The organism is Microbacterium sp. LWO12-1.2, assembly GCF_040675875.1.
Taxonomy (GTDB): Bacteria; Actinomycetota; Actinomycetes; order Actinomycetales; family Microbacteriaceae; genus Microbacterium.
In genome coordinates this window covers 1,651,053-1,673,913 of sequence record NZ_JBEGII010000001.1, presented here as the reverse complement: position 1 = coordinate 1,673,913, position 22,861 = coordinate 1,651,053, and the positions used below count along the sequence as shown (strand labels likewise).

Annotated in this window: 21 protein-coding genes; all 21 read left to right on the top strand. The window is 67.1% G+C overall.

The annotated features are described in order from the left end of the window. Nucleotides 1-15 precede the first annotated feature (15 nt). The 21 genes from MRBLWO12_RS08000 (at nucleotide 16) to nrdR (ending at nucleotide 22,861) form a co-directional block, all read left to right on the top strand. Entirely contained in the window at nucleotides 16-1,428 is a 1,413-nt protein-coding gene (locus MRBLWO12_RS08000; RefSeq protein WP_363554343.1) for a UDP-N-acetylmuramoyl-tripeptide--D-alanyl-D-alanine ligase, read from the top strand. Continuing rightward, a complete protein-coding gene (mraY, locus tag MRBLWO12_RS07995; protein WP_363554341.1) occupies nucleotides 1,425-2,531 on the top strand; it encodes a phospho-N-acetylmuramoyl-pentapeptide-transferase in 1,107 nt (368 codons plus the stop codon). The genes MRBLWO12_RS08000 and mraY overlap by 4 nt, the downstream gene beginning before the upstream one ends. Beyond that, nucleotides 2,521-4,056, top strand: a complete 1,536-nt coding sequence (gene murD, locus MRBLWO12_RS07990) for a UDP-N-acetylmuramoyl-L-alanine--D-glutamate ligase (protein ID WP_363554339.1) — start codon at nucleotides 2,521-2,523, stop codon at nucleotides 4,054-4,056. Before mraY ends, murD begins: the two co-directional genes overlap by 11 nt. Next, nucleotides 4,025-5,266 (top strand): putative lipid II flippase FtsW, encoded by a 1,242-nt coding sequence (gene ftsW / locus MRBLWO12_RS07985; RefSeq protein WP_363554337.1) that lies wholly within the window; start codon nucleotides 4,025-4,027, stop codon nucleotides 5,264-5,266. Before murD ends, ftsW begins: the two co-directional genes overlap by 32 nt. Then, nucleotides 5,263-6,342 (top strand): UDP-N-acetylglucosamine--N-acetylmuramyl-(pentapeptide) pyrophosphoryl-undecaprenol N-acetylglucosamine transferase, encoded by a 1,080-nt coding sequence (locus MRBLWO12_RS07980; protein WP_363554335.1) that lies wholly within the window; start codon nucleotides 5,263-5,265, stop codon nucleotides 6,340-6,342. The genes ftsW and MRBLWO12_RS07980 overlap by 4 nt, the downstream gene beginning before the upstream one ends. 12 nt (nucleotides 6,343-6,354) lie before the next feature. Next, a complete protein-coding gene (murC, locus tag MRBLWO12_RS07975) occupies nucleotides 6,355-7,755 on the top strand; it encodes a UDP-N-acetylmuramate--L-alanine ligase (RefSeq protein ID WP_363554333.1) in 1,401 nt (466 codons plus the stop codon). Nucleotides 7,756-7,758: 3 nt separating this feature from the next. After that, nucleotides 7,759-8,694, top strand: coding sequence for an FtsQ-type POTRA domain-containing protein (locus tag MRBLWO12_RS07970; protein ID WP_363554331.1), 936 nt, complete (start codon nucleotides 7,759-7,761; stop codon nucleotides 8,692-8,694). A 225-nt stretch (nucleotides 8,695-8,919) separates the two neighbouring features. Next, on the top strand, nucleotides 8,920-10,062 hold the full coding sequence (ftsZ, locus tag MRBLWO12_RS07965) for a cell division protein FtsZ (protein WP_363554329.1): 1,143 nt from the start codon (nucleotides 8,920-8,922) through the stop codon (nucleotides 10,060-10,062). Further along, nucleotides 10,059-10,763, top strand: coding sequence for a YggS family pyridoxal phosphate-dependent enzyme (locus MRBLWO12_RS07960; protein ID WP_363554327.1), 705 nt, complete (start codon nucleotides 10,059-10,061; stop codon nucleotides 10,761-10,763). The genes ftsZ and MRBLWO12_RS07960 overlap by 4 nt, the downstream gene beginning before the upstream one ends. A 42-nt stretch (nucleotides 10,764-10,805) precedes the next feature. Continuing rightward, the gene (locus MRBLWO12_RS07955) at nucleotides 10,806-11,279 is read left to right on the top strand and encodes a cell division protein SepF (RefSeq protein WP_363554325.1); all 474 of its coding nucleotides are present in this window, start codon (nucleotides 10,806-10,808) and stop codon (nucleotides 11,277-11,279) included. A 3-nt stretch (nucleotides 11,280-11,282) separates the two neighbouring features. After that, complete coding sequence (locus MRBLWO12_RS07950) at nucleotides 11,283-11,579, top strand: YggT family protein (protein WP_363554323.1); 297 nt, start codon at nucleotides 11,283-11,285, stop codon at nucleotides 11,577-11,579. A 151-nt stretch (nucleotides 11,580-11,730) separates the two neighbouring features. Further along, complete coding sequence (locus MRBLWO12_RS07945; RefSeq protein ID WP_363554321.1) at nucleotides 11,731-12,339, top strand: DivIVA domain-containing protein; 609 nt, start codon at nucleotides 11,731-11,733, stop codon at nucleotides 12,337-12,339. A 10-nt stretch (nucleotides 12,340-12,349) separates the two neighbouring features. Next, nucleotides 12,350-13,012 carry a signal peptidase II gene (gene lspA / locus MRBLWO12_RS07940; protein ID WP_363554319.1) on the top strand — a complete coding sequence of 221 codons (663 nt, stop codon included), beginning with the start codon at nucleotides 12,350-12,352 and terminating at the stop codon, nucleotides 13,010-13,012. A 3-nt stretch (nucleotides 13,013-13,015) separates the two neighbouring features. Further along, on the top strand, nucleotides 13,016-13,936 hold the full coding sequence (locus MRBLWO12_RS07935; protein ID WP_363554317.1) for an RluA family pseudouridine synthase: 921 nt from the start codon (nucleotides 13,016-13,018) through the stop codon (nucleotides 13,934-13,936). A 45-nt stretch (nucleotides 13,937-13,981) separates the two neighbouring features. Further along, a complete protein-coding gene (locus MRBLWO12_RS07930; protein ID WP_363554315.1) occupies nucleotides 13,982-14,560 on the top strand; it encodes a GNAT family N-acetyltransferase in 579 nt (192 codons plus the stop codon). Nucleotides 14,561-14,611: 51 nt separating this feature from the next. Further along, nucleotides 14,612-15,217: an RNA polymerase sigma factor gene (locus MRBLWO12_RS07925; protein WP_363554313.1), complete on the top strand. Its 606-nt coding sequence runs from the start codon at nucleotides 14,612-14,614 to the stop codon at nucleotides 15,215-15,217. Continuing rightward, nucleotides 15,192-16,205 (top strand): hypothetical protein, encoded by a 1,014-nt coding sequence (locus MRBLWO12_RS07920; protein WP_363554312.1) that lies wholly within the window; start codon nucleotides 15,192-15,194, stop codon nucleotides 16,203-16,205. Before MRBLWO12_RS07925 ends, MRBLWO12_RS07920 begins: the two co-directional genes overlap by 26 nt. 75 nt (nucleotides 16,206-16,280) lie before the next feature. Continuing rightward, on the top strand, nucleotides 16,281-19,799 hold the full coding sequence (dnaE, locus tag MRBLWO12_RS07915; protein WP_363554310.1) for a DNA polymerase III subunit alpha: 3,519 nt from the start codon (nucleotides 16,281-16,283) through the stop codon (nucleotides 19,797-19,799). A gap of 72 nt (nucleotides 19,800-19,871) precedes the next feature. Beyond that, nucleotides 19,872-21,074 (top strand): hypothetical protein, encoded by a 1,203-nt coding sequence (locus MRBLWO12_RS07910; protein ID WP_363554308.1) that lies wholly within the window; start codon nucleotides 19,872-19,874, stop codon nucleotides 21,072-21,074. 2 nt (nucleotides 21,075-21,076) lie between these two features. Then, complete coding sequence (gene hisD, locus MRBLWO12_RS07905; protein ID WP_363554306.1) at nucleotides 21,077-22,381, top strand: histidinol dehydrogenase; 1,305 nt, start codon at nucleotides 21,077-21,079, stop codon at nucleotides 22,379-22,381. Between the two features lie 9 nt (nucleotides 22,382-22,390). Further along, on the top strand, nucleotides 22,391-22,861 hold the full coding sequence (gene nrdR / locus MRBLWO12_RS07900) for a transcriptional regulator NrdR (RefSeq protein ID WP_363554304.1): 471 nt from the start codon (nucleotides 22,391-22,393) through the stop codon (nucleotides 22,859-22,861).

Here is a 22,861-nt window from a genome sequence, read left to right as displayed (position 1 = left end):
GCGCCTGGAGATGTCATGATCGCCCTGTCGCTTGCTGAGATCGCCGCAACTGTCGGCGGTGAACTGCGCCTCGCCGGAACCGATTCCGCCGAGAGCGTCGTCGACGGCGTCGTCGACACCGACTCCCGCGTCATGGCGCCGGGGTCGATCTTCGTGGCGAAACCCGGCGCCGAGACCGACGGTCACCGGTTCGTCGGGGCAGCCGTCGAGGCAGGAGCCGCTCTCGCGATCGTCGAGCGCCCGGTCGATGAGGACGTCACGCAGATCGTGGTCGCCGACGTGATCACCGCTCTGGCCGAGCTGGCTCGCGAGGTCGTCGCACGGGTGCGTGCCGACGGCGACCTGCGCATCGTCGGCATCACCGGCTCGAACGGCAAGACCACCACCAAGAACTTCCTCGCCCGCATCCTCACCGATGAGGGGGAGACGGTCGCACCGATCAACTCGTACAACAACGAGGTCGGCGCTCCGGTCACGATGCTCCGTGTCACTCGGAGCACCCGTTTCCTCGTCAGCGAGTTCGGCGCCGCGGCTCCGGGCAGCATCGCCCGGTTGGCCGGCCTGGTCGAGCCCGATATCGCCGTCGTGCTGATGGTCGGTATGGCACATGCCGGAGGATTCGGCGGCATCGAGGAGACGGCCAAAGCCAAGTCGGAGCTCGTCTCCGCGGCGATGGCGAACGGCACCGCCGTGCTGGGCATCGACGACTCCCGCGTCGCGGCGATGCGTGAGCTCGCCGAATCGCGCGGCATGCGCGTCGTCGGCTTCGGACAGGGACCTGCCGCCGACGTGCGTGCGCAGGACATCGAGGTCACCGCTGCGGGAACCCGCTGCGTGATCGAAGCCGACGGCGAACGGATCCCCCTGCACCTGCGCGTGCTCGGCGCCCACCACATCACGAACGCCCTCGCGGCCATCGCCGCGGCTCGCGTGCTCGGTGTCACGACCGCAGACGCCGTCGCGCGTCTCGAGACGGTCGAGATCGCCGAACGATGGCGCATGCAGCCGATGGGCAGCGATCGGGTGCGCATCATCAACGACGCCTACAACGCCAGCCCCGATTCGATGGCCGCAGCGCTGCGGACCCTCGCGCAGATCACAGGGCCGGACGAGCGGACCGTCGCTGTCCTCGGCGCCATGAGCGAGCTCGGCGAGAGCGCAGGAGAGGAGCACGACCGCATCGGCCTGCTCGCCGTGCGCCTGAACATCCAGCGCATCGTGGTGGTCGGCCCCGAAGCCCGCAGGCTCTATCTCTCCGCCGTCGGCGAAGGCTCCTGGGACAGCGAGGCAGTCCACCTGCCCGACCAGGACGCGGCGTTCGAGTACCTCCGCACGGAACTCCGTGACGGTGATCGCGTGCTCGTCAAGTCATCCAATTCCGTGGGCCTTCGGCATCTCGGCGATCGTCTGGGAGAATTGTTCTCGTGAGGTCACTCATCATGGCGGCGGCGATCTCGCTCGCCTTCACCCTGTTCCTGACTCCCGTCTTCCTCCGGCTCTTCCGGAAGTGGGGCTGGGGGCAGGTCATCCGCACCCCCGAGGCCGTCGAGAATCCGAGCCACGAGGCGAAGCGTGGCACCCCGACGATGGGTGGCGTGATCTTCATCGCCGGCTCGATCGTCGGCTACTTCACCGGTGTCTACGTGAGCGGCGAGCAGCCCGCGCTGTCGGCGCTCCTGGTCATCTGGCTCATGGTCGGCTTCGGCGCAGTCGGTTTCATCGACGACTACATGAAGGTGCGCAGCCAGCGCAGTCTCGGGCTGTCGGGCTGGCGCAAGGTGATCGGCCAGCTGCTCGTCATCATTCCCTTCGGGATCGTCGCGCTCAACTTCCCGAACAAGTTCGGTCAGACTCCGGCGAGCGAGTCGATCTCGTTGTTCCGTGACATCACCTGGCTGAACCTCTTCGCCTTCGGGATCGTGCTCGGCTGGGCTCTGTATCTGGCCTGGATCGCCGTGATCGGTGTCGCGACATCCAACAGCGTCAACCTCACCGACGGACTCGACGGACTCGCTGCCGGCGCCGGTGTCATCGTCGTCGGTGCATACAGCGTCATCGCCTTCTGGCAGTTCAAGCAGCCCTGCGCCGGGGGAGACCCCGGGTCGCTCGGCGGCTGCTACGAGGTGCGCGATCCGTTCAACCTCGCGATCATCGCGGCATCGGTCGCCGCCGGTCTGATCGGCTTCCTCTGGTGGAACGCCCCCAAGGCGAAGGTCTTCATGGGCGACGTGGGCTCGATGGCCATCGGCGGAGTGATCACCGCGATGGCGATCCTGACCCGCACCGAACTCCTGCTCCTGGTCATCGCCGGGGTGTTCGTGCTCTCCTCCGGATCGGTGATCCTGCAACGCGCCTACTTCAAGCTGACGCGCGGCAAGCGGCTGTTCCTGATGAGCCCGTTCCACCACCACCTCGAGATGCGGGGCTGGGCCGAGGTGACGATCGTGGTGCGCCTGTGGATCATCGCAGGTCTGCTGGCCGTCTCCGCCGTCGGACTGTTCTACGTGGAGTGGCTGACACGTGTCGGCTGAGCGTCTGCGGAGCCTGACCAGCTGGCATGCCGACTGGAAGGGCCTGCGCGTCGCGGTGCTCGGCCTGTCGATGACCGGCTTCTCGGTCGCAGACACGCTGGCGGAGCTCGGTGCGGACGTGTTGGTGCTGAGCGAGTCCGCCGAAGAGGAGTACGCCCGGTTGCTGCCGATCATCGGTGCACGGCTGGAGCTCGGCTCCCTCGCCGAGGTCCCCGCCGCGCTGGTCGACTTCGACCCCGAGCTCGTGATTGCCTCTCCCGGCTTCTCGCCGACGCATCCCGTGATCCGGTGGACCCAGGAGTCCGAGATCGCGCTCTGGGGCGACGTCGAGCTCGCCTGGCGCCTGCGCGACAAGGTCGTACGCGCGGATGGCTCTCCGGCCGACTGGGTGCTGATCACCGGCACCAACGGCAAGACCACCACGACGCAGCTCACCGCGACGCTGCTCGTCGAAGGGGGACTACGCGCGGCGCCCTGTGGCAACATCGGTGTGCCGGTGCTCGACGCGGTGCGCGACCCCGCCGGTTTCGACGTTCTCGTCGTCGAGCTCTCCAGCCACCAGCTCTGGTACCTCGGGCAGTCCGATGCCGAAGGCGAGCTGTTCCCGCACGCCTCGGTGTGCCTCAACCTCGCAGACGACCATCTGGTGTGGCACGGCAGTGCCCAGGCGTATCGCGATGCGAAGGCGCTGGTCTACCGCAATACCCGGGTCGCGTGCGTGTACAACAAGGCAGATGAGGCCACCCGGCTGATGGTGGAGGACGCGGAGGTCGTCGACGGCGCCCGTGCCATCGGCTTCGACCTCGGAATTCCCGGTCCGAGCGACCTCGGAATCGTGGAGGGGTTGCTCGTCGACCGCGCGTTCCTCGACGATCGGTCTCGCAGCGCCCTCGAACTGACCACGCTCGCCGATCTCGATCGGGTCGGACTCGCCGCTCCGCACATCGTGCAGAACATCCTGGCTGCCAGCGCTCTGGCGCGGTCGCTCGGAGTGGAGCCGGAGGCGATCCACTCGGCTCTCCAGGGCTTCCGTCTCGACGCGCATCGCATCCAGATCATCGCCCGGCATCGTGGTATCACCTGGGTCGATGACTCCAAGGCGACGAACCCGCATGCCGCGGCGTCATCGCTCCGCGCCTATCCGGGTGCCGTATGGGTCGTGGGCGGCGATCTCAAGGGGGTCGACCTTTCGGATCTCGTCGCCGATGCCGGCCGCACCGCGAGCGCTGCCGTCGTGATCGGCGTCGAGCGAGTCGAGGTCGTGACGGCGTTCCGACGACACGCGCCCGGGGTGCCGGTGTTCGAGGTCGATGCCGGTGACACTGGACAGGTCATGAATCGCGTCGTGGAGATCGCGGCCGGGATCGTCGACGGCGAGGGAACAGTCCTGCTGGCTCCTGCTGCGGCATCCTTCGACCAGTTCTCCAGCTACGCGGATCGCGGCCATCGCTTCGCCGAAGCGGTGCGTGAGTGGATCGACCGGGGGAGCGACGATGACGCAGGTGGCCCGCCCTCCGGGATCTGAGTCCGGCGGTCTCGCAGCTCGCGTATCGCTCGGACGTCGTTTCGTGCCGGTCTCGAGCGAGTTCCTCATGATCGCGTCGACCGCGCTGCTGCTGACGCTGTTCGGACTCGTGATGGTGCTGTCGGCGACCAGCGCCACGGCGATCGGCAACGGTGAGAGCCCCTGGAGCGCTGCACTCCGGCAGGGGATCTTCGCCGTGCTCGGCGTGCCGCTGATGTTCCTCGTGAGCAGACTCCCGATCACCTTCCTCAAGCGCATGGCATGGCCGGCGCTGTTCGGTGCCATCGCCCTCCAACTGCTCGTGTTCACGCCTCTGGGTGTCGAGGACGGCGGCAACCGGAACTGGATCAAGATCGCGGGCTTCACCCTGCAGCCCTCGGAGTTCCTCAAGCTCGCTCTGGCCCTGTGGGTCGCCTACGTGCTGTTGCGCAAACACGCGATGCTCGGTACCTGGCACCAGGTGTTCATCCCCGTGGTGCCGGTCGGTGCGCTGGCCATCGGAACGGTCTTGGCAGGTCACGACCTGGGGACCGCGATGGTGTTGGTCCTCGTGCTGCTGGGCTGCCTGTTCTTCGCCGGGGTGAAGCTGCGACTCTTCATCATTCCCGTCATCCTCGGCGTGGTGGCTGTGCTGGCTCTGGCGCTGACAAGCGGTGATCGGATGCGCCGCATCCTGGCTCCGTGCAACGACATGAGCCGCTACTTCGACGACTGCTATCAGTCGATCCATGGCGTCTGGGGAATGGCCAGCGGCGGGATCTTCGGCCTCGGCCTCGGCAACTCGCAGGAGAAGTACGGGTGGTTGCCCGCTGCGGGCAACGACTTCATCTTCGCGATCGTCGGCGAGGAACTCGGACTGATCGGCTGCATCGTCGTGCTGGCGCTGTTCACGTTCTTCACGATCGGCGCGTTCCACGTCATCCGCAAGACCGACGATCCCTTCATCCGCGTCGCCGCCGGTGGCATCACGGTGTGGATCGTGGGGCAGGCCGTGCTCAACATCGGCGTCGTGATCGGCATCTTCCCGGTGATGGGTGTGCCGCTGCCGTTCATGTCGCAGGGTGGCACCGCGCTGCTGGCTGTGCTGCTCGCCTGCGGAGTGCTGCTGGCGTTCGCACGTACCATTCCCGCGGTGGAGCCGGGCGCCGCGACGCAGCGCCCCACGGCTCCCCGGGGTTCCTCGGCAGGGCGGGGTAGGGTCACCAAGTGACCTCGTACTTGCTCGCCGGCGGAGGAACCGCCGGCCATGTCAACCCCCTGCTCGCCGTCGCCGACGGACTTCGTGAACGCGACGCACACGCCGATGTACTCGTGCTCGGCACGGCCGAAGGACTCGAGTCCCGGCTCGTCCCCGACCGCGGCTACGAGCTGCTCGTCGTCGACAAGGTTCCGTTCCCTCGCAGCCCCAACCGGCAGGCGATCGCGTTCCCCGGGCGCTTCCGCAAGGCGATCGCGCAGGTGCGTGCGCACATCCGCACGCACGGCACAGACGTGGTCGTCGGGTTCGGGGGATACGCCTCGGCTCCGGCCTACGTCGCGGCACGCCGTGAGCGCGTCCCGTTCGTGGTGCACGAGGCGAACGCCAAGCCCGGACTGGCCAACGTCTTGGGTGCGCGCTGGGCCGCTGCCGTCGGCGTCGCCTTCGAGGGGACCCCGTTGCGCGGCGGCGAGGTCGTCGGAATGCCCCTGCGGCGCGAGGTCATCGCGCTGGATCGTGCCGCGCTCCGCGGCGAGGCGGCCACCGCCTTCGGACTCGACGCCGGACGCCCCGTGCTGCTCGTGTTCGGTGGATCGCTCGGCGCGCAACGGCTGAACGAGGCCCTGGCGGACTCCTGGCGAGACATCCTCGAGGCGGGCTGGCAGCTGCTGCACGTCACGGGTGAGCGCAGCGACATGCCCGACCCCGGTGCTGACGGCTACACGATGCGCCGCTACGTCGACCGCATGGACCTCGCCTTCGCGCTCGCGGACCTGATCGTCTCGCGCTCTGGCTCAGCGACCGTCAGCGAAGTCAGCGCCCTGGGTATCCCCGCCCTCTACGTGCCCTACTCCGTGGGAAACGGCGAGCAACGCCTCAACGCGGCATCTGCCGTCGCGGCGGGCGCTGCGGAACTGCTCGATGACGCCACCTTCGACGGCGACGCCGTCCGGCGGATCGTCGTCCCCCTGCTGCATGACCGTGCACGCATCGCCACGATGGCGACAGCGGCCGAGAAGGTCGGCACCCGCACCGGCACCGAGAACGTGATCGCGCTCATCGATCGCGCCGTCGGCGCCTCGAACTAGACTGAGCTGGACATGATCAGACCCGACCTCTCCCTCCCGATTCCCGAGACGATCACCTCCGCGCACTTCATCGGCATCGGCGGTTCCGGCATGAGCGGACTCGCCAAGATGTACCTCGATGCGGGCATCCGCGTGTCCGGTTCCGACCGCGCCGACAGCGACAATCTCCGCGCGCTGGCTGCTGCCGGGGCCACCGTACACGTCGGCCATGACGCGGCGCATCTCGGCGATGCCGACACCGTCGTGCACACCGGGGCGATCTGGCCGGAGAACCCGGAGTTCCTTCTCGCCAAGGAGCGCGGGCTCCATGTCATCCACCGCTCGCAGGCCCTGTACTGGCTGATCGGCTCACGCCGCCTGGTGTCCGTAGCCGGCGCGCACGGCAAGACCACGTCGACGGGCATGATCGTCACCGCATTGCGTGACCTCGGTCTCGACCCGCACTTCGTCAACGGCGGGGTGATCGAGCAGCTGGGCATCTCCAGCGCGACCGGCACGGGCGAACTCTTCGTGATCGAGGCCGACGAATCCGACGGCACCTTCCTCTTGTACGACACCGCCGTGGCGCTCATCACGAACGTCGATCCCGACCATCTCGATCACTTCGGATCGGAGGAGGCGTTCCACGACGCATTCGTGCGATTCGCGGATGCCGCCAGTGAGGCCGTCGTGATCTCGAGCGACGATGCCGGTGCGCAGCGCGTCGGCGCCGACCTCTCCCACCCGAACGTGCTCACCTTCGGCCAGGCCGCCGATGCCGACGTGCGCGTGACGGAGATCGTCGCCGACGGGCCGGTGGCAGCGACGATCACCCATGGCGACGACAGCGTGCGCATGCAGCTCGCCGTGCCCGGAGTGCACAACGCGATCAACGCCGCAGGATCGATCGCCGTACTGCGCGCGCTGGGCTTCGCCCTGGCCGATGCGGTCCACGCGGTGGAGGGGTTCGCCGGCACGGTGCGCCGTCTCGAGCAGCATGGCGTCGAGCGGGGGGTCACGGTCTACGACGACTACTCTCATCACCCCACCGAGGTCCGTGCCGCACTCGAGGCGATGCGCAGCATCTCGGGGTCAGGACGCATCATCGCGATCCAGCAGCCCCACACGTACTCGCGCACGCAGCACATGTACCAGGAGTTCGCCGATGTGCTCGAGGAGTTCGCCGATCACACGGTGATGCTCGACGTGTACGGCGCTCGTGAGGACCCGGTACCCGGAGTCACGGGCGAGCTCGTGAGCGGCGCCTTCCGGGACCCCGCCCATGTGCATTTCGTCGCCGACTGGCAGGAGGCGGCGGACTACACCGCGACCGTCGCCCGTGATGGCGACTTCGTGATCACGCTCGGCTGCGGCAACGTCTACCAGATCATCCCGCAGGTGCTGGAGTCGTTGCGCCAGACCGTCGAGGCGTAGTCCGTGCGTCGGCCCCCACCGCTTCCGAGCTCCCCGGAGAGCCAGGGGGAGCAGGAGTACGCCTCGCCGTCGGTCCTCCGCCCTGCGCGGCGCGGGCCGTCGGTGCCGAAGCCGTCGGATTCGACCTCAGCCCCGGATGAGGGTGCGGACGTCGTCACAGGAGAACGGGGTGCGGAGACGCCGCCGACCTCCACGCGAGACGTGTGGCGGGCCGCACGTGCCAGACGAAAGGCGCTACGGGCGGAGATCCGCCGCTTCACCCAGCGTTCCCGGCGCCGCCGGATCATCTGGTGGAGCTCTATCGGTGCCGTCGTCCTCCTCGTGGGAGGGAGCGTCGCTGCCGCGTACAGCCCGCTGTTCGCTGTCGAGAGGATCACGGTCGCCGGAGCATCCACCCTGGACCCGGCCGCCGTGGAGGCCGCGCTCAGCGGTCAGCTAGGAACTCCGCTGGCTCTCGTGGATTCGAGCGAGGTCAAGGCGGCGCTGCTGGCCTTCCCGCTGATCGAGACCTATGCGCTCGAGGCCAGGCCTCCGCATGATCTGACCGTACGGATCGTCGAGCGCACGCCGATCGGCGTGATCCGTTCGGATGCCGGCTACACGCTCGTTGACGCCGCGGGTGTCGCGCTCTCGACGACCTCCGACCAGCCAGCAGGACAGCCCCTGATCGACATCGCTGCCGGCACCGATTCGACGGCGTTCGAGAGCGCTGGGCTCGTCGTGCGTTCGCTGCCTGCCGAGTTGCGCGCACAGCTGACAGGCGTGAGTGCCAGTACCGCCGACGATGTGACCCTCACACTCAGCAGCGGGCTGACGGTCGTGTGGGGGAGCGCGGAGAAGTCCGCGCTCAAATCACTCGTGCTCGAGAAGGCGCTGGCCGCGAAGCCGGATGCCGCCACCGTCGATGTCTCGTCCGCCGAGACTGCCGTCGTCGGCTAGCGAGACGGACTTCCGCGGCGGGATTCGAGGCTTCCCCGGCACGCAGAACGTGCAGTGGCGGCGCATTCCGCAAGGAATGAAGCGACACGCCCAGAACGCTGCGCCCGCGAGCTCGCACGGCGCTTACCTTCGATCAAGAGAACGCAATACCGGGAAATACTTTACACCTCTAGTTGAGGTTTAAGGTTCACCCACTTCCAAGGCTCGACTAATCGGAGGCCGGCCATGAGCCAGAACCAGAACTACCTCGCCGTGATCAAGGTCGTCGGCGTCGGCGGTGGCGGCGTCAACGCCGTCAACCGCATGATCGATCTCGGTCTCCGCGGAGTCGAGTTCATCGCCGTCAACACCGACGCGCAGGCACTGCTCATGAGCGACGCCGACGTCAAGCTCGACGTCGGTCGCGAACTCACGCGCGGTCTCGGTGCCGGCGCCGACCCCGAGGTGGGTCGTCGTGCCGCAGAAGACCACGCCGAGGAGATCGAGCAGGCGCTCACCGGCGCCGACATGGTCTTCGTGACCGCCGGTGAAGGCGGTGGCACCGGAACGGGTGGAGCCCCGGTCGTCGCTCGCATCGCGAAGTCGATCGGCGCCCTCACGATCGGTGTCGTCACGAAGCCGTTCTCGTTCGAAGGCCGTCGCCGTCAGAGCCAGGCCGAAGCGGGCGTCGCGAAGCTCAAGGAAGAGGTCGACACCCTTATCGTGGTGCCGAACGACCGTCTCCTCGAGATCAGCGACCGCGGCATCTCGATGATCGAGGCGTTCGCGACCGCCGACCAGGTGCTCCTCGCCGGTGTGCAGGGCATCACCGACCTGATCACGACGCCCGGTCTGATCAACCTCGACTTCGCCGACGTCAAGTCGGTCATGCAGGGCGCGGGTTCCGCGCTCATGGGTATCGGTTCCGCACGCGGCGCCGATCGAGCAATCAAGGCTGCAGAGCTGGCGGTCGAGTCTCCGCTGCTGGAGGCGAGCATCGAAGGTGCGCACGGTGTGCTGCTCTCCATCCAGGGTGGATCCAACCTCGGCATCTTCGAGATCCATGATGCGGCTGACCTCGTCAAAGAGGCGGCGCACCCGGAGGCGAACATCATCTTCGGTACCGTCATCGACGACAGCCTCGGCGACGAGGTGCGCGTGACAGTGATCGCGGCAGGCTTTGACGGCGGCGAGCCCTCGCTGCGGCTGGACCCGATGGTCGTGAGCCGCCCTGCCGCGACGCTGCCCGAGGTGGCGCTCTCCGACGACACGGCGGCACCCGCCGCCGGTGCCACGGAGTCCGAGCCCACCCCGCAGCGCGTGACGGCGACCAGCATCGAGCCGGCATTCGCCGATGACGACATCGACATCCCCGAATTCCTGAAGTGACGCTCGACCAGGCTCAGCAGTCTCCGAGCCTGGCAGCGCGGCTGTCGGCGATCGACACACGGATCGCCGACGCCGCGCGGCTCGCCGGCCGTGACCCTGCCGAGATCACCCGGATCGTCGTGACGAAGTTCCATCCGGCGTCCCTCGTGCGTGAGCTGCGCGAGCTGGGAGTCCGGGAAGTCGGGGAGAACCGGCAGCAGGAGCTCACATCGAAGCAGGGCGAGCTCACGCAGCTCGATCTGCGGTGGCACTTCATCGGCCAGGCGCAGACCAACAAGGCCGCGTCGATCCGTCGCAGCGCCGACGTCGTCCACTCGATCGACCGCGACCGCCTGGCGGATTCCCTGGACCGAGCGGCCGACAGCGACGACGTGCTCGACGTGCTGGTGCAGATCAACCTCACCGCCGACGAGGGGCGCGGGGGAGTCGCTCCTGCGGACGCGACCGCGCTCGCGGAGCATGTTCTCTCGCTGCCATCGCTGCGCCTGCGTGGAGTGATGGCCGTGGCACCACTCGATGAGGAACCGGCATCCGCCTTCGCCCGTCTGCACGACGTGGCGGATCGCGTTCGAGCACTCGCTCCTGACGCTACGTGGATATCCGCGGGGATGACAGGCGACTTCGTCGAAGCCATCGCCGCAGGCGCGACACACCTGCGGATCGGCTCCGCAATCACGGGACCCCGGCCCGCCCGGGGCTAACCTCTAACCAGACCAGCCCGAACGTTCGAACCGGAGGACACGATGGGTAACCCGCTGAAGAAGACCATGGTGTATCTCGGCCTCGCCGATGAGGAAGAAGCCTATGAAGAAGAGCAGCCGGCGCCCGCCCGCTCTCACCGTGAGCGCGACCGTGACCGTGAGGAGCCCGCTCCGGCTCCGGTCACCCCGCTGCGTCGACCTGTCGCCGTGCGACAGCCTGCGGCAGGCGCTGTGAACGAGATCCTCACCGTGCACCCGAAGCAGTACCGCGACGCGCAGCTCATCGCGGAGAGCTTCCGCGAAGGCGTGCCGGTCATCATCAACCTGTCGCAGATGAGCGACGCGGATGCGCGTCGACTGATCGACTTCGCCAGTGGTCTCTCGCTCGGCCTCTACGGCCGCATCGAGCGCGTCACCTCGAAGGTCTTCCTGCTCTCGCCGGAGAACATCGCGGTGTCGGGTCACGGCGGCATCGCCCACGCAGACGCCGAGTCTGCGGGCTTCGACCAGTCGTAGCCCGTGCAACTGCTCTCCGTCGTCGCGAGCATCGTCCACCTGGTTCTGCTGCTCTACATCTTCGTGCTCTTCGCGCGCCTGATCCTCGACTACATCCCGCTGTTCAACCGGGAATGGCGTCCTAAGGGATTCGGTCTCGTCGCTGCCGAAGCCGTGTACACGTTGACCGACCCGCCGATCCGGTTCTTCCGGCGGATCATCCCTCCTCTGCGTATCGGGTCTCTCTCGCTCGACTTCGGATTCGCGCTCACGATGCTCATCGTGTTGATTCTGATGAACATCGTCAGACTGTTCATCTGAACCGCGAGTTCGCCCTCTTCGGGTGTCGCGTCATCGCGCCACAAAGGTGCGGGGGCTATGCTGGCACCCAGGTGCGCCCCCCGGGTTCGCGCCACATCACGACCGCGCCATACAAAACTGGCAACCGAACTCATCGAAAGAGGAGCCACTCATGGCACTTACCCCGGATGACGTCGTCACCAAGCAGTTCCAGCACGTCCGCTTCAAGGACGGGTTCGACCCCGATGAGGTGGACGACTTCCTCGACGAGATCGTCATCGAGTGGCGCAAGGCGCTCGAGGAGAACGTCGAGCTGAAGGCCAAGCTGGCCGCATACGAGTCGGGTGAGGCTCCTGCTGCCGCTCCGGCCGCCGAGGCGCCCGTCGCCGAGGTCCCCGCACCTGCTCCGGCTGCTGCCGTCGAGACCCCGGCAGAGCCGGCACCCACGGTGTCCGCCACTGCCACCGCCGGCATCATCGAGCTTGCCCAGCGCCTGCACGACGAGCACGTCGCCGAGGGTGAGGCGAAGCGCAACCAGCTGATCGCCGACGCCGAGAACGAGGTGAACCGCATCCGCAGCGAGGCCGAGGCCAAGCAGCGTGAAGAGGCCGCCCGTCTGGAACGCGAGCGCAACACGCTCGAGGCCCGCATCACCGAGCTCCGCAACTTCGAGCGCGACTACCGTTCGCAGCTGCGCGGCTACATCGAGGGTCAGCTTCGCGACCTCGACGAGAAGTCGGCGTCCACGGACTCCACGCCGGTCTCCGCGATCGGACTGTAGGTCGTAGGTCTTGACACGACGTCGTCCCCTTCGTCGGTCGGCGGCCGGTGCGATCGTTGCGATTCTCGCAGCGGTCGTCCTGGCCGCCGATCAGTTTGTGAAGTACCTCACGATCACGAACCTGCCGCTGCAGGAGCCCGTGCCCGTGCTCGGAGAGTTCCTCCAGCTGTACTACGTGCGAAACCCCGGAGCAGCGTTCTCGCTCGGCTCCGAGGTCACCTGGATCTTCACCATCGCGTTGTCGGTGGTGGCGGCCGTGATCATCTGGAAGGCGTTCGGGCTGCGCTCGCGTCTCTGGGCCGTCGTTCTCGGCTGTCTGCTGGGCGGAGTGCTCGGTAACCTCGGTGACCGTCTGTTCCGCGAACCGGGATTCCCCGTCGGCCATGTCGTCGATATGATCTCGATGCCGTGGATGATGCCGGCGATCTTCAACGTCGCCGACGTGTTCATCGTCACGGGCATGATCTCCGTCGCGCTTCTCGTGGTCTTCGGCCTGCGATTCGACGGCTCACGTGAGCGCGATCACGTCGCGGTCGAGACCGAGGAGGAAGCGGAGGCGGCAGCGATCGCTGACGCCGCGAACACTCGTGCGGGCGCTGTCGACGCGTCCCTCACGGATAGCAGGACCGACGCCACCACTGAAGACAGCGCACCGGCCGCAGAAGGACGCTGACCCGTGGAATCGCGGTCTCTTCCCGTACCTGACGGCTTGGAAGGCGCACGCGTCGATGCTGGCCTGGCCAAGATGCTGGGCTTCTCGCGCACTTTCGCCGCCGACGTCGCCGCTGCCGGCGGGGTGCGTCTGGACGGCGTGACCCTCGACAAGTCCGACCGGCTGCGCGGTGGCGCGTGGCTCGAGGTCGAGTGGGCCCCCAAGGAGGGGCCGAAGGTCGTCCCCATCGCGGTGCCGGAACTCGGCATCGTCTACGACGACGATGACATCGTGGTCGTGGACAAGCCGACCGGAGTCGCCGCTCACCCCTCGCTCGGGTGGGAGGGGCCCACCGTCGTCGGCGCACTCGCCGCCGCAGGTTTCCGCGTCGCCACCACCGGTGCTCCGGAACGGCAGGGTGTGGTGCATCGACTGGATGTCGGTACCAGCGGACTGATGGTCGTCGCCAAGTCCGAGCAGGCGTACACGGCTCTCAAGCGGGCGTTCAAGGAGCGCACGGTCGAGAAGATCTACCACGCCGTCGTGCAGGGCCATCCGGATCCGTTGGCCGGCACTATCGATGCACCGATCGGTCGCCACCCGAACCACTCCTGGAAGTTCGCCGTCGTCCCCGACGGCAAGCCCTCCGTGACGCACTACGAGACGCTGGAGGCCTTCCCCGGCGCGTCGCTCCTCGAGATCCACCTCGAGACCGGGCGCACGCACCAGATCCGCGTGCACATGGCCGCGCATCGGCATCCGTGCGTCGGGGATCCGCTCTATGGCGCGGACCCGACGCTGTCCGCGCGGCTGGGCCTGACCCGCCAGTGGCTGCACGCGCACAAGCTCGGCTTCGCGCACCCGGCCACGGGCGACTGGGTGCAGTTCGAGTCGCCGTATCCCGCGGATTTCCGGCACGCGCTCGACGTGCTGCGCGGCGAGTAGCCCGAACTGCGGCACGTTGTCGGCGGTGTGCGCGACACTGGTCGCATGGACATCGAGGTTCGCCCCGCGACCGAGTTCGACGACGTCGCGACGCTCGTGGGGCCGAAGAAGCAGACGTCGAACGTGTGCTTCTGCCTGAGCTACCGCATCGGCAGTAAGGAGAACGTCGCCCTGAAGGGCCCCGCACGCGCTGATCGAGTACGGGAGCTGTGCCATGAGGATCCGCCGCCGGGGGTGATCGCCTACCTGGAGCACGAGCCGGTCGGGTGGGCGGCTGTGTATCCGCGCAGCGGCACGAGCTTCGCGCGCAATCGGCTGATCCCACACATCGACGACCTCGACGTCTGGTCGTTGTGGTGCATCCGCGTGCGTCCAGGGCACCGCAAGCAAGGCATCTCGCACGCGCTGATCGAGGGGGCTGCCGCCTATGCGAAGGAGCGCGGCGCTCCGGCGATCGAGGCGTATCCGGTCGACAACGGCTCCGAGCGAGTGAACCTGACGATGGCCTACGTCGGCACGAGGGCGCTCTTCGAGAGCGCGGGTTTCACGAAAGCGGCCGATACCGGGTCGGTGCTCGACGGCTTTCCGCGGGTGCTGATGCGGCTCGATCTGAAGAATGGATGAGACTGACGAAGATTCCGTGAACCGTTTTCGCGCTCCGGGGCAATACCCAGTGTGAGTACAGACAGCGAGATCATTCAGCGGTCGCTCGATGAACCCGGAGTGTTCTCCGAGATCTTCGAGCGGCACGTCCGACCCGTCGGCGGCTACATTCGGCGACGAGTCGGTGCCGATGCCGTCGATGACGTCCTCAGCGAGACGTTCCTGGTCGCCTTCCGGCGCCGCGCCACGTTCGACATCTGCTGGGATTCCGCACGTCCGTGGCTGCTCGGTATCGCGACGAAGGTGGTCAAGAGCCATCGGGCCGATGAAGCACGTCAGTGGAGGGCGTTCCAGGCATCATCCTCGGCAGATGCCGTGGCTCAGGAGCCGGAGCATGCGATGGCGGACGCGCGTCTCGATGCCGATGCCGCACTGCGACGACTGGCGCCTCGGATCGCGGCTCTGGCCACCCGTGACCGCGACACGCTGCTGCTGCACGCCTGGGGAGACCTCACGTACGAGCAGATCGCCGAAGCGCTGGGCGTCCCCGTGGGGACGGTTCGATCGCGATTGAACCGCGTCCGCCGCAAGCTCGCACCGCCTGGGTCGCACTCCGCGGCCCGATTGACCTGGATGGCGAAGGAGGAGAACGATGCTGCTTTTGGAGCGAGTGCGTGAGATCGGGGCCGACGAGGCCCGTGTGGAAGAAGCGTCGGTGCAGAAGGCCCGTCGGCTGCTGAACCGTGAGATCGCGGGGGGCCTTGCGCCGGGAGCCCGCCGTCGGCGCCGTCGCGCCTGGACCGGCATCGGCATCGGCGGCCTGGTTACGGGGGCGGCGGTCACGGCGATCGTGGTCGGATCCGTGGTGGCTCCTCCGAGCGCACCGATCGCCTCCGCTGCTGACGTGCTGACAGAAGCGGCCGAGGTCACGCTCACGACGGAGGCACTGACGCCGGCTCCCGGGCAGTACATCCGCATCTCCGAGACATGGGCGCAACCGATGCGGGGCTTCGTCCCGGAAGAGGGGACGGAGATCGATGTCACCTACACGCTGTCCCGCACGCGGACGCTCTACGTCCCAGCCGATCGAAGCGCGGACTGGATCGAGGACAACACCGATGCCGAGCGGATCACAGACGTCTCCGCGCCCGAGTGGACGAGCCGGATCGAAGAGCAGGAGCTGTCCGGAGGTGAAAAGATGCCTGACATCGTCGCCCACCCCGGCGGCCGCATCATGGGAGGAGACGGCTGGGAGACGCACTACTACCACCTGAGCCCGATGTCCCGGTTGTATGACGAGATGCCCCGGGAGCCCGAGGCGTTGCGGGAATGGTTGGCCACCTACGAGCCGGAGTCCGGATACGCCCCGCCGCGGTTGACCGAGCCGGTCGATTTCAACCTCGCGCCCGCCGACCTGCGGGCGGCGATGTTCCAGACCATGGCGCTCCTTCCCGGCGCCAAGGTGGTCTCCGAGGACGGCGATTTCACGACCGTCGCGATCCCGGACGGTGGCGAGAGCAACTGGATGGAGACCGTCACCATCGACATGCGGCGGGGGCTGATGGTGGGACGCGGGTCGCTGGACACGCCCGAGTCGCACGGCTCCCTCGAGATCTCGATCGTGGATTCCGCGCCGGAAGGCGTGCGTCTCCAACCGGAGGGATGACACCGGGCTTACCCGGCTGCTCACGGGCCCCGACATCGACCTCCGATGTCGGGGCCTCGCCGTAGAATCGAACCCATGGCATCCGACTCCTTCGTCCACCTGCACGTCCACAGCGAGTACTCGATGCTGGACGGCGCGGCGAAGATCGGATCCATGACTCAGGCCGCCGCAGAGTACGGCATGCCGGCCATCGCTGTGACCGACCACGGCAACACTTTCGCCGCCTTCGAGTTCTACAAAGCCGCCAATGCGGCGGGCGTGAAGCCCATCATCGGCCTGGAGGCGTATGTCACCCCCGGCACCCACCGCAGTGACAAGACGCGAGTGCAGTGGGGCTCTCCCGACCAGAAGAGCGACGACGTCTCGGGCTCCGGTGCCTACACCCACATGACGATGTGGAGTCAGAGCACCGAGGGGATGCACAACCTCTTCCGGCTCAGCTCACGGTCGAGCATGGAGGGCTACTACTTCAAGCCGCGCATGGACCGCGAACTGCTCCAGACGTACTCGAAGGGCCTGATCGCGACGACCGGATGCCCTTCCGGCGAGATCCAGACGCGTCTTCGCCTCGGACAGTACGACGCGGCCCGAGCCGCTGCCGCCGAGTTCCAGGATCTCTTCGGCAAAGAGAACTACTTCGCCGAGATCATGGACCACGGTCTGTCGATCGAGCGGCGGGTGATGACCGATCTGCTGCGTCTCGCGAAAGACCTGAACATCCCGCTGGTCGGCACCAACGACTCGCACTACACGCACCAGCACGAGGCCGACGCGCACGCCGCTCTGCTCTGCGTGCAGTCCGGTTCGACCATGGACGATCCGAACCGCTTCAAGTTCGACGGCGACGGGTACTACATCAAGACCGCCGCCGAGATGCGGCAGCTCTTCCGCGACCACCCCGAGGCCTGCGACAACACGCTGTTGATCGCCGAGCGCTGCGAGGTCGAGTTCAACACGGCGGCGAACTACATGCCCCGGTTCCCCGTGCCCGACGGCGAGACCGAGGACAGCTGGCTCATCAAGGAGGTCGAGGACGGCCTGCACTACCGGTACCCCGCCGGCATCCCCGACAAGGTGCGCAAGCAGGCCGAGTATGAGACCGGCATCATCCTCCAGATGGGCTTCCCCGGCTACTTCCTGGTGGTCGCCGACTTCATCAACTGGGCGAAGGACAACGGCATCCGGGTCGGTCCCGGCCGTGGTTCCGGTGCCGGATCCATGGTCGCCTACGCCATGAAGATCACCGACCTCGACCCGCTCGAGCACGGCCTGATCTTCGAGCGGTTCCTCAACCCCGACCGCGTCTCGATGCCTGACTTCGACGTCGACTTCGATGACCGTCGTCGTGGCGAGGTCATCGACTACGTCACGGCGAAGTACGGTTCCGAGCGCGTCGCGCAGATCGTCACCTACGGCACCATCAAGTCCAAGCAGGCGCTGAAGGACGCGGGTCGCGTGCTCGGATTCCCGTTCAGCATGGGGGAGCGTCTCACCAAGGCGATGCCGCCGCCCGTGATGGGCAAGGACATGCCCCTCGACGGCATGTTCGACTCCTCGCACCCTCGGTACAAGGAGGCGAGCGAGTTCCGCGCGTTGATCGATACCGATCCCGAAGCGAAGACGGTATTCGATCGTGCCATCGGCCTCGAGGGGCTGAAGCGCCAGTGGGGCGTGCACGCGGCCGGTGTGATCATGTCGTCGGAGCCGCTGCTCGACATCATCCCGATCATGCGTCGCGAGCAGGACGGCCAGATCGTCACGCAGTTCGATTATCCGTCGTGCGAGTCGCTCGGCCTGATCAAGATGGACTTCCTCGGGCTGCGCAACCTGACGATCATCTCCGATGCGCTCGACAACATCCGCACGAACCGTGGTGAGGAGCTCGACCTCGAGCACCTCGCGCTGGACGATCAGGGGGCGTACGACCTGCTCGGACGGGGAGAGTCCCTCGGCGTGTTCCAGCTCGACGGCGGACCCATGCGTTCGCTCATGCGCCTCATGCGGCCTGACAACTTCGGTGACATCTCGGCGCTCATCGCTCTGTACCGTCCTGGGCCCATGGGTGCGAACTCGCACACGAACTACGCGCTTCGCAAGAACGGTGCGCAGCCGATCACGCCGATCCACCCGGAGTTCGAGGAGTCGCTCGCCGACATCCTCGAGGAGTCCTACGGTCTGATCATCTATCAAGAGCAGGTCATGGCGATCGCCCAGCGTGTCGCCGGCTTCTCGCTCGGTCAAGCAGACATCCTTCGTCGCGCGATGGGCAAGAAGAAGAAGTCGGAGCTGGACAAGCAGTTCGAGGGCTTCCAGGCGGGAATGCACGCGAACGGCTACTCCGATGGAGCGGTGAACGCGCTCTGGGAGATCCTGCTCCCGTTCTCCGACTACGCCTTCAACAAAGCGCACTCCGCGGCGTACGGCGTCGTCTCGTACTGGACCGCCTACCTCAAGGCGCACTACCCGGCCGAGTACATGGCTGCGCTCCTCACCAGCGTCGGCGACTCCAAGGACAAGATGGCGTTGTACCTGAACGAGTGCCGCCGCATGGGCATCAAGGTGCTCCCGCCCGACGTCTCCGAGTCGATCAACTTCTTCGCGGCAGTCGGCGACGACATCCGCTTCGGCCTCGGCGCCGTCCGCAACGTCGGCAGCAACGTGGTCGAGGGCATCGTGAATGCCCGGCAGGACGAGCGCTTCACGTCGTTCCACCACTTCCTCGACAAGGTGCCGCTGCACGTGTCGAACAAGCGCACGGTGGAGTCCCTGATCAAGGCCGGTGCCTTCGACACGATGGGCGACACCCGCCGTGCTCTCATGGAAGTGCACGAGGACGCCGTCGAAGCAGCCGTCGACCGCAAGCGCAACGAAGCCCAAGGAGCCATCGGCTTCGACTTCGACAGCCTGTACGACGGCATGGAAGAGGCGGCTCCGGCGAAGGTTCCGGCGCGCCCCGAGTGGATCAAGAAGGACAAGCTCGCTTTCGAGCGCGAGATGCTCGGCCTGTACGTGTCGGACCACCCGCTCGCCGGCCTGGAAGTTCCGCTGGCGAAGCACGCGTCCATCTCCATCCATGACCTCAACAACTCGGAGGACCTGCAGGACGGTGACCAGGTCACCGTCGCCGGACTCGTCACCAGCGTCCAGCATCGCGTCGCGAAGGCCAGCGGAAATCCGTACGGCATGATCACGGTCGAGGACTTCAACGGTGAGGTCACCGTCATGTTCATGGGCAAGACATACACCGAGTTCCAGCACACCCTGCAGCAGGACTCGATCCTCGCGGTCCGCGGTCGTGTTTCCCGGCGTGACGACGGGCTCAACCTGCACGCGCAGTCGGCGTTCTCCCCGGACATCGGATCCTTCGACGCCGCGGGGCCGCTCTCGCTCGTACTCGCAGAACAGCGGGCCACCGAGCGCGTGATGAGCGAGCTGGCGGAGATCCTTCGACGCCACAACGGCGACACGGAGGTGATGCTGCGTGTGCACCGCGGGGGAACGGCGAAGGTCTTCGAGGTGCCGATGCCGGTGAAGGTCACGGCCGACCTGTTCGGCGACCTCAAGTCGCTCCTCGGACCTAACTGTCTGGGGTGAGCGGGTAGGATCGTGAGCCGTCGGGAAGCATGACGCCCCTCCCTGTCATGCACCATGACGAAAGGACTACTGATGAGCACGGAACTCCCTGAGATCCCGGACGCGGAGAACGAGCCGTTCCTCGACGATGACGGTGTGCTCTACGACGACGACGTCACACCCGAGTTCGGCATCCTCGGCTTCACGCTTCGAGAGCTTCTCATCGTCGGCGTCTGGCTCGTTGCCTTCGTCATCTCCTTCTTCCCGTTCGCGCAGGGTGTCTCGATCTGGGGGACCGGAATCCAGTGGATCCTCCCCATCGGCGTGCCGACGGTCGCGGTGTTCCTCCTGGTCCTGCGCCGTTTCTCGCCGGACGGGATCCGCAGGGTCGGCTCCCTGGGCATCGATCAGTTCGCCTCTGTGGCGTTCTCGGTCGCCGCGGTCTTCTGGGTCGGTCTGCTGTGGAGTGCGGTGTCGTCCGTGATCGAGGTGGGCGTGTTCAGTCTGTGGTGGGGCGGTGTCGTCCAGCTGGTGGCCGCGCTGGCTCTCGTGGTGCTCACCGTCTTCGCCCCGATCATCCCCGGGCTGAAGGAAGACTTCCACGGGCGTCTGGTGACGCTCGCGCACCGCAACGCCAACCCGGTACGTCCGGTGATCCCTCGCCCGCGACCGGAGCAGGCGCCTGTCGCGACCGAGGAGGGGGCGACCGACCCGGCTCCTGACGCGTCCGCACCTGCCGCTGACACGGAGCCGGAGACCCATACCGTCGACGTGGTAGAGCTCGATGTCGAGCTCTCCGGAGAGCAGGCGACCGATGAAGTGGCGCGGCTCGACCTCGCCGCACACGTACCGATCGCGTCGCACGCGTCCGGGGGCGACACCGGAACCGCCGATGCGGCCGTCGATGAGGAGTATGTGCCGACCTACTCCCGACGCTCCCGGAACCAGGAGATCGTCTCCGACACGGGCAGCATCGAGTCTCTTCTCGAGACCGCGCAGACGGTGGAGACCCACAGCTCCGCGGATACCGACGTGATCGGCGACGAACAGTTCGCCGAGGAGTCCGATGTCGATGCCACGAACCCTCGCGAAGCTTCTGTGGTGGCCGCGCAGCCGTTCTGGATCCTCGCTCCCTCCGAGCGGGATGTGCATGATGAGCGCGGCGAGCCGCTGTTCCGCATCGGCCCGAGCGCCTGGGCTCTCGTGATCGAAGACCGCGGTGGCGCGTTCGTCGTCCGTCATGACGACGGACGCATCGGCTACCTCCACGACATCTCAGACATCACGAAGGGTTGACAGTGCGCACCATCGATCTGCGGGGGCGCGAGCTCTCGCCGGCAGGCATGCTCGCGGCAGTACCTCGCGCCACTCAGGCCAGAGCAGAAGCTCTCGAGACCGCCGCCCGCATCGTCGAGGACGTACGCGAGCGCGGTGAGGAAGCGCTGCGCGAGCAGGCGGAGAAGTTCGACCGCGTCTCGGGGCATGCGGTGCGGGTGCCCGCCGAGCACATCGAAGAGGCACTGGCTTCGGTCGAACCGGCCGTGAGAGCTGCGCTCGAGGAGGCGATCGTCCGCGTGCGCCAGGGGTCCGCGGCGCAGGTTCCCGCCGCTCAGACCACGGTGATCGGGCCGGGAGCCCAGATCCTCCAGCGGTGGCAGCCGGTCTCGCGCGCCGGCGTGTACATCCCCGGCGGAAAGGCCCCGCTGGCCTCCAGCGTCGTCATGAACGTGGTTCCCGCCCAGGTGGCCGGAGTGCAGCAGATCGCGCTGGCCTCCCCGCCGCAGGCGGACCACGACGGGCGGATCCACCCGACCATCCTCGCCGCCGCAGGGCTGCTCGGAGTCACCGAGGTGTACGCGATCGGGGGAGCAGGCGCGATCGGTGCTCTCGCCTGGGGCGTGCCCGCCATCGGACTCGACCCGGTGGACGTGGTCTCCGGTCCGGGGAACAACTACGTCGCCTCCGCGAAGCGCGCCGTCGCCGGCGTCGTCGGAACGGACTCGGAAGCGGGAGCGACCGAGATCCTGATCGTGGCCGACGCCGACGCAGACCCGCGTCTCGTCGCAGCCGACCTGATCAGCCAGGCCGAGCACGACGAGCAGGCATCCGCTGTACTCGTCACCTATGCTCCGGAGCTGGTTGCGGCCGTCGATGCCGAGCTGGAGCGCCAGGCAGCGACCACGAGGCACAGTGTCCGCGTCGGAGTGGCGTTGGACGGACCGCAGTCGGCGATCGTGCTCGTCGATGACCTGGCGATGGCGACGGCTTTCAGCAATGCCTACGCGCCGGAGCACCTGGAACTGCACGTCGCGGATGCGGCCGGGGCGGCATCCCGCTTCACGAGTGCCGGTGCTGTCTTCGTCGGAGATCAGACGCCGGTCAGCCTGGGTGACTACATGGCAGGGAGCAACCACGTCCTGCCCACGGGCGGGCAGGCGCGCTACGCCCCTGGACTCGGCGCCTACACCTTCCTGCGCCCGCAGCAGGTCATCTCGTACGATCGCGATGCTCTCGCCGCAGTGCGGGAGGGCGTGGTCGCGCTCGCGAACGCCGAGGTGCTCCCCGCGCACGGTGAGGCGATCGAGGCTCGTTTCACGGCGTAGGTTAGAAAGATGCATTGCCCTTTCTGCCGCCATTCCGACTCTCGCGTGATCGATTCGCGTACCAGCGATGACGGCCTGTCGATTCGTCGACGTCGGCAGTGCCCCGAGTGCGGGGGACGATTCACCACGACCGAGACCGCGAGCCTCAACGTCATCAAACGCTCAGGCGTCATGGAGCCGTTCAGTCGCGAGAAGGTGATCTCCGGCGTCCGCAAGGCATGCCAGGGGCGCCCGGTGACCGAGGCGGACCTCGCGATACTCGCCCAGCGTGTCGAGGAAGCCGTGCGCCAGACGGGGGTGTCCCAGCTCGACACGAACGAGATCGGGCTCGCGATCCTGGGTCCGCTGCGCGATCTCGATGAAGTGGCCTTCCTCCGATTCGCGAGCGTGTACCAGGCGTTCGACTCGCTCGAGGACTTCGAGAGCGCGATCACCGACCTCCGTGCCGATCACGCGGAGCAGGAGTCCGTCGACCGGTAA